Origin of the sequence: Psychromonas hadalis ATCC BAA-638, assembly GCF_000420245.1 — a bacterium.
GTDB classification, from domain to species: domain Bacteria; phylum Pseudomonadota; class Gammaproteobacteria; order Enterobacterales; family Psychromonadaceae; genus Psychromonas; species Psychromonas hadalis.
In genome coordinates this window covers 1-10754 of the sequence record NZ_ATUO01000122.1, presented here as the reverse complement: position 1 = coordinate 10754, position 10754 = coordinate 1, and the positions used below count along the sequence as shown (strand labels likewise).

Here is a 10754-nt window from a genome sequence, read left to right as displayed (position 1 = left end):
CCATAGAAACGATCTATCAAAAACGATGGAAAGTTGAGGTTTGCCATAAAAACATAAAATCCAATACTGCGTTAGCAAAATCGCCAGCCAAAACAATAAAGACGCAAAGCAACCCTATTTTCATGTCATTGCTAGCCACGGTCAAGTTAGAGTGCTTGAGTATAAAAAAAGGGCTAACGACATTCGGTTTAAAAATGAAACTTTATATCAAAGCACAAAAAGCAGCAATTGAGGCTTTGCACCTAGAACAAGCCTCAACTGCGTAACATCAGTTCTTAAGTCTTAAATTGAGCTACGATGTGGCTTAGGTTTGCGTTAGAGCTACTAAGTTCTTTTGTTGTATGGGTTGCCGCTATGCCATTGTCGCTAATATTTGTAATTACCTTTTGAATATTTGCCATATTGCGACTAACTTCCTCTGCAACTATACATTGCTCTTCTGCAGAGGTGGCAATTTGGATACTATGGGAATTTATTTCTGATATCTCCGTTGACATTAAATCCAGTGACGCGGTGACTTCAGATATTTTTTCTGCACTACGTTTGCAACTTACTCTGGTTACTTCCATGGCATCAACAACCGATTTCGTACCCACTTGAAGCTCTTGTAACATTTCATTTATTTCAGAAGTACTGCTCTGTGTTCTTCCAGCTAATGCCCGTACTTCATCGGCAACAACTGAAAACCCACGGCCCTGTTCCCCTGCTCGAGCGGCTTCTATGGCTGCATTTAGTGCGAGTAAGTTGGTTTGATCTGCTATATCACCAATGACACTCAGTACGACACCAATTTGCTTCGTATGATTGTTCATCTCCCCTATTGCAGAAGCCATTGACTCTACTTCTTGCGCAAGTGAGCTCATACTATTCACTGCTTCGCTGACAATTTCCCGCGATTTATGTGCTCCATTCTCGGCATTTTTCGTTAAGGTTGCCGCTATTGTAGTACTTTCTGATACCGATTCAGCCGTTGCGGACATTTCGGTGATTGCAGTTACCACCATTTCTGTTTCTAAAACATGGTGCTCAATTAATGATTGATTAGATATTGAGCGCTGATTTAGTGTATTGACGCTTTTATCTATCACCTGACTAGAGCTATTTACTTGTAACATCATTTGTTGTAGTTGCTCGATAAAGGTATTGATATTGGTTGCTATTTTACCTAAATCATCACTACTGCTGACCTTGATACGACTTGTTAAGTCGCCATGACCCTGTGCTAATTGATCGGTTACTTCACGTAGGGTGACAATAGGACGGGCGAGCATTCGAATGCTAAGTAAGCTTATTGGAATGATAATCAGTGCTGCTAGTATTAATGCGAAGGTAATTTCTTTATTTATCTTATTTGTATTAGCTTCGATAAAGTCATTGTCTATGTAGTTCTTAATTGTCCAAGTCATTCCTGGCAAAGACAGTTCGCTATTTAACTCAGTAAGATTTCCTGCTACTTTATTGGAATAGACTAACGTGCCTTTAGCATCAAATATCTCTATATAACTACCTTGAGTATCCGCTTTCTCAATCAATATTGGGATAAAACCTAAGTCGACATAAAAGATCGTGACGGATTGATCTGCTTGCCTAACTGCAATATAAAAAACATTTTTTCCCTCAAGTTTTTCAACATCACTTATTAATATCCCCTGAACGACCTGTTTGGCAATTCTGAATAATTTTTCAGCTTCTTTCTTATTATCTACCGATCCTGATTCACCAAAGACCAACTCTGGTAGTACTTTGTAGATACGTACAAAGCCACTTCGATCTTGTACCTCTTTAATTGATATCACACTGACCGTCATATTACTGGTTAAATCTATTTTAGATTGAATTTGTGTGGCGATATTACTTTCGACTAGGGCGGTATTATTAGCGATATGTAACATGTCGTTTTGATAGATGTAATTACCCACGTAATAATTAACACTAAAAAATGAGGTCAGCGATGCGACTAACAGTACGATAGCTACAGCGAGATATATTTTTGTTTGAAACCCAATTCGATAAATCATTCATTGTTCCTTAATAAATTTAGTTTGTTTGTTTGTTAAATAGGATGCCTGTGAGTGAAGTATCACTAATAAAACAGCATGGATAAACCATGCTGTTTTATTAGTGATACTTTATGGGTAGTTCAGCGTTTATGCGTTAATCAAAGCGACTGCTTGCTTAGACAGTTCCGTTACTTTTTCCCAATCTCCCGCTACAATTGCCTCATTGGGGAGCATCCAAGAACCACCTACTGTAGCGACACAATTTAATGCCATGTATTGCGCGACATTACTTGGGCTAATACCACCAGTTGGGCAAAAACGTACTTGCGGAAGTGGCGCTGCCATTGCTTTTAGTGCTGGCGCGCCACCATTTGCTTCTGCAGGAAAGAATTTAAGGTGGTCATAACCTAGTTCTAATGCGGTAATTATCTCAGAAGGAGTTGATACACCAGGGATCAATGGTGCAGTTCCTTTTGCTGCATGCTCTAACAAAGCAAGGCTGAATCCTGGTGAGATAACAAACTTAGCGCCAGCGACAACCACAGCATCATATTGCTGTGCATTGATGATAGTGCCCGCGCCAATCATGGCTTCTGGCATTGCCTGTGCAATTGCGCTTATTGCGTCAAGTGCGGCATCGGTGCGCAGTGTTACCTCAAAAATGGTAATACCGCCAGCAGCCAATGCTTTTGCCATCGGTACTGCATCCGCAACATTGTTGATCACCATAACAGGCACAATAGGTGATGCAGCAAAAACGTCAGAAGGTGAAATTGTCCAATTCATATTAAGTCCTAGGGTTATTAGTTAAGAATAGTTGCACCATTTTCGGCACTCGATACGGCATTACGAAATAGAGAAAATAGCTCTCGTCCTGCACCCACATGTTCACTTTGTAGGTCTGGATGACTGGGAACACGTTTACCGATATCTGTTTTAACCGTAATAGATCCATTATTGGCATCAAGGCAGATGATATCTCCGTCCTGGATTTTACTGAGCGGTCCATCATATTGTGCTTCAGGTGTCATATGGATAGCGGCGGGCACTTTGCCCGACGCACCGGATAAACGTCCATCGGTTACTAGAACCACTTTATGACCTGCTTTCATAACGTTAGCTAAAATGGGCATTAGCATGTGTAGTTCAGGCATGCCATTTGCGGCTGGGCCGTTATGGCGTACAACAACAGCAACATCATGATTTAATTGTCCGGCTTGATAGGCTTTTTGAACATCATGTTGAGATTCAAAGACCATTGCTGGTGCTTCAATAAAGCGATTTTCATTGGCTACCGCACTGATTTTTATAACACCACGGCCAAGGTTGCCATCAAGCAATTTTAACCCACCCTGGGTACTAAATTGCTGTTGAGGGGCAGAGATAACTTTGTCATCTAAAGAGTCAGTTGCCGGGATAAATGTAATCTTGTCATCCACTAAAATAGGCTGTGTTAGGTAGTCTTGCATCGTACCGTATAGTGGAGTGGCATCCATATTTAATAGGCCACGATCAAATAATTGCTTCATTAATGTTGGTACGCCACCTGCTGCTTGAAAGGCGTTAATGTCAGCCGGTCCATTAGGGTAGAGCATGGTTAGAGAGGGGACTACATTAGATAGTTGATCAAAATCATCCCAAGTCACAGTCAAGCCAGCCGCGCGTGCGATGGCAATCATGTGAATAGTATGATTAGTACTTCCGCCGGATGCGAGTAGTGCAACTAGTCCATTTACCATAGTACGTTCATCGATCACTTCTGCAATCGGGCGATACGCTTTACAGCCATGCGTTACGCTGACCATATGCGTCGCGACTGCATCGGTTAATGCATGGCGTAATGGCGAGTTAGGGGGCAGAAATGCCGAGCCGGGTAACATTAACCCCATTGCTTCAAAAACTAGTTGGTTGGTATTTGCTGTGCCGTAAAACGTACAAGTACCGGGTGAGTGGTAAGCCTCGTTTTCCATTGTTTGCAGTGTTGCTTTATCAACTTCACCTGCAGCATATTGTTGACGAACTTTCACTTTGTGATCATTGCTGATACCGGTCGGCATTGGCCCTGATGGTACAAAAGCCGCTGGAAGATGACCAAAAGCAAGTGCCCCCATAATCTGCCCTGGCGCTATTTTGTCACAAACACCCAGTAATAAAGTGGCATCAAATGTATTGTGGCTTAGACCTATTACCGTAGCTTGTGCTATCAAATCACGTGAAAAAAGAGACAAATCCATGCCAATTTGACCTTGTGTTACACCGTCACACATAGCCGGAACGCCACCAGCAACCTGAGCGCTGTGGCCCATTTTTTGCAGTGCACTTTTAATCTGGTCTGGGTACGTTTTATAAGGCTGGTGTGCGCTGAGCATATCATTATAAGCCGTTATGATACCTATATTGACACGTGTAAAGTCGAGAATAGTCGACTTTTGCTCTGCGCTACATGAAGCAACAGTATGTGCTAAATTTCCACAAGCGAAGGTTGCTCTTCCTTTACCTAATGCAGCCTGTTGCCTGACTCGCATTAAATACTCATTACGCTTTTTGGCACTACGCTCGGCAATATTTTTGGTGACTTGCTTAATAACCTTGTTCATAGCTTATCCTTTAATAGTTTATCTGATACTTGTTGAGTTGCCGTAATACAGCATATTGCAGCTTTTTCAAAGGAACGATCAATGTTGCTATTAATAATGTTATCGATCGCACTCTCTATAATTATTTTCAGTTTTCATAAAAACCAGATGCTTTTATAATGTAAAGTTACGGGTAACATGTTACCCGTAACTTGCCGGGTTGTGAAGTGTTACAGAAGAATAAAAAGCTGAGGTAATACATATTTCAATGGCTCTGTTCCATTTTGCCGTTGTCGCCACTACAACCACTTAAATTACAAAGAGTTATAGATAAAGCAAATGAACGTAATCTCAACATTTACAAGGTGTTAGATTAAACAATAAAACCAGCAACATTGTTATGAAACAGAGCCATTTCAATGTATCGACTCCGTTACGTTATGAATATAGAAAGTGTCAATATCAAGACTACAATATTAAGATATTTCAAAAATAATCAGTATAAATCACTTAAATTACAGTGTGTTATATAGCTATTTTGGGCGCTGTGATTCCAATGTTTAGGTTCATAAAAAAAGCGGATAACAGCTTATTCAGACATAACTAATATAAAGGCGTTGTCGAAAGTATCACAACGGCAGCTTAAAATGTGAGCAAGCGCACGGAATTCCCAGGTAGTTACCGGTAACATGCCATTAGGTTACCGGTAACAGTCCAGTAACCAACAAACTGAAATATTAATTCAACAAGGAAGAAAAACATGAATAATCTTCAAAGCACATTATTATCTGGTGTAATCTTAAGCTTAATCTCAACGTCAGCCTTAGCCTCAGATTTTGTATTTAAAATCCAATCTTCAGATCCTTCTGGCGATAAAAACTTTAAAGTTCAACAAGAGTGGGCTGAACGTGTTGAAAAAATGTCTAATGGCAGAATTGATATTAAATTATTGCCGGTAGGCAGTGTGGTTAAACATACCGAGACATTAGGTGCCATTAAAATGGGTATTATTGATGGCCATATTACGGCCACTAGTTATTTCTCAGGACAAGATCCTGCCTTTGGTTTAATTGGTAATATGGTTGGGGCATGGTCTGAAACAACACAGTTATTACAGTATATGAACTACGGTGGCGGTAACGAGTTAATGACTGAGTTATACGCACCTTACGGTGTAAAGTTCGTCGGAGCTTCTACAACAGGTGTTGAATCTTTCGTTTCAAAAATTCCACTCAATGGTGTTGATGATCTAAAAGGTCTTAAACTTCGTGCACCAGAAGGTTTGGTACAACTAGTGTTTGCAGCAGCGGGTGCCTCACCGGTTAACTTACCTGGTTCAGAAGTATTTACCGGTCTAAGTAAAGGTGTTATTGATGCGGCGGATTACACAGTATTTTCAACCAACCAAAAAAATGGTCTGAATGATATCGCGACACATCCTGTACAACCGGGTTTTCATTCTCTGCCTTTAATTGATATTTCTGTTAGCCAGAAGAAATGGGACAAATTACCTATGGACCTGCAGGAAATATTTACCGTATCAGTACGTGATTTATCTTACGATATGACAACACAACTGAAAATAGCAGACCAAGCTGCCATTAAAATTGCAGAAGCAAACCCGAATATCACGATTCATGACTGGTCAGCTGAGGAGCGTAAAAAATTCCGTAGTATTGCCCAAGGTCAATGGAAAAAATATTCAGAACGTTCAAAAAACGCGCAAAAAGTTTATAAGTCAGTAACGACTTTCTTAGCTGAAAACGGATTGCTGTAACCCCATATTCTACACCATTAGCAAGGGGTGCTAGCCTCTTGCTCTTTCTGGAAATACATTATGTCAGTAAAACAGAACGAAGTTCCTGCAGATGAGCAACCGCGTAATCTTTTGGATGCTGCTATCATAAAGCTAGGTAATTGGCTTAGCTTACTGTTTATTTTTACCGTTTTTATCTCTTTTTATGAAGTTGTGATGCGTTATATATTTAACTCTCCAACGATTTGGGTTCATGAAACCGCCTCATTTATAGGCGGTTCATTATTCGTCATCGGTGGATTATATGCTTTTGCATCTAACAAGCATGTACGTGTAGTGCTTATATACGATATCGTGTCTAAACGTACTCGTCGCTATCTCAATTTAGTGCACCATATCTTTGGCATCACTTTCTCTAGTTTGATGGCTTATGGCGCTTATACCCTTGCAGAAAGCGCATGGTTTTCTCCGGTTGGAGAGTTGCGTTTGAATACCTCTGGTAGCGCGTGGAACCCTCCTTTTCCGGCACTTTTAAAAGCCGTTATATTTATCTCTTTTTGTATTCTTACGATTCAATTTTTACTGCATTTAATTTCTGAAATTAAAGCGCTATTGGAGCATTCTAATGTTTGATTTATCAGTTATTGGCATAGGCTACGGTAGCCTATTAATGTTATTCATGATGATAGCACTGCTATTAACCGGCATGCAGCTTGCCTTTGTTACCGGTTTTGTGGCGCTATTTTTCACCATAGGTTGGTTTGGTTTTGATGCTTTACCGTTAGTGGCCAGTCGTTTATACAGCTTTGTTGATGGTTATATTTTTCTTGCTGTACCAATGTTTGTATTAATGGCCGCACTACTAGATAGATCAGGCATCGCCCATGATCTTTTCGACGCGATGAAAGTATTTGGTAAACGTGTTCGTGGTGGTGTTGGAGTGCAGACGCTTCTTGTAGCGATTGTATTGGCATCAATGTCTGGCGTAATTGGCGGTGAAACTGTCCTTTTAGGTATTCTTGCGCTACCGCAGATGTTGCGTTTAGGTTATAACCGTAAATTGGCGATTGGTGTCACCTGTGCTGGTGGGGCATTAGGGACTATGTTGCCTCCAAGTATCGTACTGATTATTTATGGTTTAACGGCTAGTGTCTCGATTGGCGATCTGTTTAAGGCATCTTTTGTTCCCGCATTGCTGCTCGCGTTGTTTTACATTGCTTATGTATTGATTCGTTGTAAATTAGATCCATCACTCGCACCATTACCGACCGAGGAAGAGCTGGCTAAAGATGCTGAAACGCAACCCAACTTCTTCAAAGCGTTGTTCTTTCCATTACTTTCTGTTGCTGTGGTATTAGGTAGTATCTATACCGGTGTGGCATCCGTTACTGAAGCATCCGCATTAGGTGTTGTTGGTATTATGCTAAGTACTTGGATCCGTGGAGAACTTTGTTTTTCCATGCTTAAAGATGCAGCAATCGCCACGATGAAAACCTGCGGTATGATCATGTGGATTGGTATCGGTGCAACTGCGCTAGTGGGTGTTTATAACCTGATGGGTGGTATCGATTTTGTTGAAGAAACAATACTAGCGCTTAGTGGTGGTAATCCGACAGCAACGTTACTAATCATGATGGCTATCTTACTAGTACTAGGTATGTTTCTTGACTGGGTTGGTGTTGCACTGTTAACGATGCCAATCTTTGTACCTATTATCGTTGGTCTTGGTATGGATCCAGTTTGGTTTGGTGTGGTTTTCTGTCTGAATATGCAGGTTTCATTCCTTTCTCCTCCCTTTGGCCCAGCGGCTTTCTACTTAAAATCTGTAGCGCCCAAAGACATCAGCCTTGGAGAAATATTCAGTGCTCTAATTCCTTTTATCTGCTTACAAGTCCTCACACTTGGGTTAGTCATCGTATTCCCTGTATTAGCTTTATGGTGGCAGTAATGTGCAACTTAAAAGCAAATAATTCAACCCAAGGAGTTTATGCATGAATGGCAATAAAATTGTGGTGATGGGGGTATCCGGCTGTGGAAAAAGTTTAATCGGCGAGCGCTTAGCTGAACAGTTGCAACTGCCTTTCTTTGACGGTGATGATTACCATTGTGCCGATAATGTTCTCAAAATGAGTCTGGGTATTGCACTGACAGACCAAGATAGGCAGGGGTGGTTAGAAACACTGAGTGCACTGCTCAATCGAAATAGTAATGCGGTGTTAGCCTGCTCAGCTTTAACAATTGAATACAGAAGGGTATTAAAAGAAAATAATCCAGAACTGTTGTTCATTTACTTAAAAGGAGATTTTGATACTATTTGGCAACGTCATAGTAAACGGGAGAACCACTATTTCAATGGTAAAGGTATGCTTGAAAGTCAGTTTAATACCTTGCAGGAACCAACAGAAAAAGAAGCCTTGGTTATTGATATAAAAAAAAATGTTAGTGAAATTATTGCCGATATTATACAAAAAACAACCCTAAATGATCTCCCTAAATAAAGAGAGTGCTAATGAAAGATAAATTTGATATTGCGGTAATCGGTTTAGGTGTGATGGGCGCTAATATGACGTTAAATTTGGCTGAACGTGGATTTTCTGTCGTTGCCTTCGATATTAATATCGAACGCTGTGACGATCTTGTTAATCGACATAAGTCATTAACGGGCAAAGAAATTGTCACAGTGACCGATTTATCTGAATTGTTATTACAGCTTGATTCGCCTCGGCGGATCATCCTTTCGGTACCTGCTGGTGTGATTGTGGATAGTATTTGTCAGGACTTACTTAGTGCTGGCCTGCTTGAAGACGATATCGTGGTGGATACTGGTAATAGTCAATGGCGAGACTCTATTAAACGAGGTGAACAATACACAGGTAAATTTAACTTTTTTACCTGTGCTATCTCTGGTGGTGAAGTCGGGGCGCGTTTTGGTCCCTCTTTAATGGCAAGTGGCGATAAAATAGCATGGGATATTTTAAAACCAATGTGGCAAGCAATCTCCGCCAAAATCGACCCTGTGACGGGTGTTGAAATTGCACGTACTCAAGTAAATCAGCCATTACCAGAAGGTGAACCATGTGCCGATTATATTGGTCCACTTGGCGCTGGTCATTTTGTGAAAATGGTACATAACGGTATAGAGTATGCCGATATGCAAATGATTGCCGAAACCGTTCATTTTATGCGCAAGATATTAAATATGTCAGTGGCTGAAGTTGGGGCGGTCTTTGATCAATGGAATAAAGGCAAATTACAAAGTTATCTAATTGAAATTACAGGCAATATTCTTAAAGTGGTTGATCCTAGAACTAAACAGCCTTTGCTTGATTTGATTATGGATCAAGCCAGTCAAAAAGGCACTGGAAATTGGACTGCCCGTGAGGCACTCGAATTAGGTGTACCAGCGAATGCAATTGCTGAATCAGTTTTTGCTCGTTGCTTAAGTACCCAAAAAGCAGTTCGTCTAGTCGGAGCCGAGTTACTAAGTGGCCCTAAGCTTAACAAGGAAGATAAAAAGTATTGGATTGATAAACTGGAAGATGCACTTTATTGCTCAAAGATATGTAGTTATGCACAAGGTTTTGAGCTTTTTTCTGCAGCAGAGAAAGAGCATAATTGGACACTTGATTATGTCGCCATTGCAAATATCTGGCGTGGTGGTTGCGTTATTCGTGCGTATTTCTTAGATGATATTGCAAAAGCCTATCAAGCTGAACCGCAACTGGCTAACTTGATGTTTGCACAACGTTTCAATCAGACCCTCGCAAGTAATCAATTAGCATGGCGTGAAGTTTTAGCGAAAGCAATTATGCAAGGAATACCAATGCCCGCAAGCAGTGCCGCTATGAGTTATTATGACAGTTACCGTGAAGCTGACTCTTCTGCTAATCTAATTCAGGCAATGCGAGATTATTTTGGTGGTCATACCTATCGTCGTAAGGATTGTGATGCAAACCAAAGCTTTCATTATGATTGGCACTTTGGTGGCGGTGAGCAAGCTGTTAAACATTAAATACTGAGGGATCCCCACAAAAATATCATAAATTACCTAGCCGTATGACAAGATTAGGTAATTCATGCAAAAACCAAATAATAACGTTATCATCTATCTTGTATCGGACATCATCAATAACCTCTCTACCAAGATAAATATGTAATAAAATACGCTTTTTTATTGGCTCTGTTGTAGCTAATTGTTGTCTGAGTATAGGTAGAATAAACATCCTTTTTCTTAATATCTAAAATATGCTTACCTAAAATTTCCACATTTTCCTCTTTTTTCAGTGCTATGAGGGAGTGAAATACTGACATTTATCGCCTATTATTCAACTCTTTTACAAAATCACAGGTAAAAATGCAAGTCCTTCCCGCTGTTGTCTAAACCAGCTGCTTCTGTTTATGATGAACTTGCCTTTATTCAAA

The 10754-nt window shown here is 40.4% G+C and carries 9 protein-coding genes and 1 pseudogene; 6 read left to right on the top strand and 4 right to left on the bottom strand.

Features of this window, described 5'->3' with window-relative positions; genetic code table 11:
- A pseudogene (locus tag G322_RS23945) lies at positions 1–266 on the top strand (IS701 family transposase); the annotation flags it as partial.
- A gap of 9 nt (positions 267–275) precedes the next feature.
- On the opposite strand, the gene G322_RS0113920 reads toward G322_RS23945, so the two are convergent.
- From G322_RS0113920 to edd, 3 genes are all read right to left on the bottom strand, one after another.
- The gene (locus tag G322_RS0113920) at positions 276–2018 is read right to left on the bottom strand and encodes a methyl-accepting chemotaxis protein (protein ID WP_022942358.1); all 1743 of its coding nucleotides are present in this window, start codon (positions 2016–2018) and stop codon (positions 276–278) included.
- 129 nt (positions 2019–2147) lie between these two features.
- Complete coding sequence (locus tag G322_RS0113915; protein WP_022942357.1) at positions 2148–2786, bottom strand: bifunctional 4-hydroxy-2-oxoglutarate aldolase/2-dehydro-3-deoxy-phosphogluconate aldolase; 639 nt, start codon at positions 2784–2786, stop codon at positions 2148–2150.
- A gap of 17 nt (positions 2787–2803) precedes the next feature.
- A complete protein-coding gene (gene edd, locus G322_RS0113910) occupies positions 2804–4597 on the bottom strand; it encodes a phosphogluconate dehydratase (protein WP_022942356.1) in 1794 nt (597 codons plus the stop codon).
- 739 nt (positions 4598–5336) lie between these two features.
- Between edd and G322_RS0113905 the strand changes: the two genes are divergently transcribed.
- Genes G322_RS0113905 through gndA form a run of 5 tightly spaced genes read left to right on the top strand, consistent with a single transcriptional unit; the run spans position 5337 to position 10344 of the window.
- The gene (locus G322_RS0113905) at positions 5337–6353 is read left to right on the top strand and encodes a TRAP transporter substrate-binding protein (RefSeq protein WP_022942355.1); all 1017 of its coding nucleotides are present in this window, start codon (positions 5337–5339) and stop codon (positions 6351–6353) included.
- A 60-nt stretch (positions 6354–6413) separates the two neighbouring features.
- Entirely contained in the window at positions 6414–6965 is a 552-nt protein-coding gene (locus G322_RS0113900; protein ID WP_022942354.1) for a TRAP transporter small permease subunit, read from the top strand.
- The gene (locus G322_RS0113895) at positions 6958–8280 is read left to right on the top strand and encodes a TRAP transporter large permease (RefSeq protein ID WP_022942353.1); all 1323 of its coding nucleotides are present in this window, start codon (positions 6958–6960) and stop codon (positions 8278–8280) included. Before G322_RS0113900 ends, G322_RS0113895 begins: the two co-directional genes overlap by 8 nt.
- Positions 8281–8323: 43 nt before the next feature.
- Complete coding sequence (locus G322_RS0113890) at positions 8324–8830, top strand: gluconokinase (protein WP_022942352.1); 507 nt, start codon at positions 8324–8326, stop codon at positions 8828–8830.
- Between the two features lie 11 nt (positions 8831–8841).
- Positions 8842–10344: an NADP-dependent phosphogluconate dehydrogenase gene (gene gndA, locus G322_RS0113885; RefSeq protein WP_022942351.1), complete on the top strand. Its 1503-nt coding sequence runs from the start codon at positions 8842–8844 to the stop codon at positions 10342–10344.
- A 125-nt stretch (positions 10345–10469) separates the two neighbouring features.
- Here the strand turns inward: gndA and G322_RS23465 are convergent, their stop codons facing one another.
- The gene (locus G322_RS23465; protein ID WP_156873970.1) at positions 10470–10643 is read right to left on the bottom strand and encodes a hypothetical protein; all 174 of its coding nucleotides are present in this window, start codon (positions 10641–10643) and stop codon (positions 10470–10472) included.
- Between the last annotated feature and the right edge of the window lie 111 nt (positions 10644–10754).

Excerpts from the sequence above, each read along its gene's own strand:
- G322_RS23465 (WP_156873970.1), bottom strand. The coding sequence starts at position 10,643 with ATGTCAGTATTTCACTCCCTCATAGCACTGAAAAAAGAGGAAAATGTG.
- G322_RS0113890 (WP_022942352.1), top strand. The coding sequence starts at position 8,324 with ATGAATGGCAATAAAATTGTGGTGATGGGGGTATCCGGCTGTGGAAAA.
- G322_RS0113915 (WP_022942357.1), bottom strand. The coding sequence starts at position 2,786 with ATGAATTGGACAATTTCACCTTCTGACGTTTTTGCTGCATCACCTATT.
- G322_RS0113920 (WP_022942358.1), bottom strand. The coding sequence starts at position 2,018 with ATGATTTATCGAATTGGGTTTCAAACAAAAATATATCTCGCTGTAGCT.
- edd (WP_022942356.1), bottom strand. The coding sequence starts at position 4,597 with ATGAACAAGGTTATTAAGCAAGTCACCAAAAATATTGCCGAGCGTAGT.
- G322_RS0113905 (WP_022942355.1), top strand. The coding sequence starts at position 5,337 with ATGAATAATCTTCAAAGCACATTATTATCTGGTGTAATCTTAAGCTTA.
- G322_RS0113900 (WP_022942354.1), top strand. The coding sequence starts at position 6,414 with ATGTCAGTAAAACAGAACGAAGTTCCTGCAGATGAGCAACCGCGTAAT.
- gndA (WP_022942351.1), top strand. The coding sequence starts at position 8,842 with ATGAAAGATAAATTTGATATTGCGGTAATCGGTTTAGGTGTGATGGGC.
- G322_RS0113895 (WP_022942353.1), top strand. The coding sequence starts at position 6,958 with ATGTTTGATTTATCAGTTATTGGCATAGGCTACGGTAGCCTATTAATG.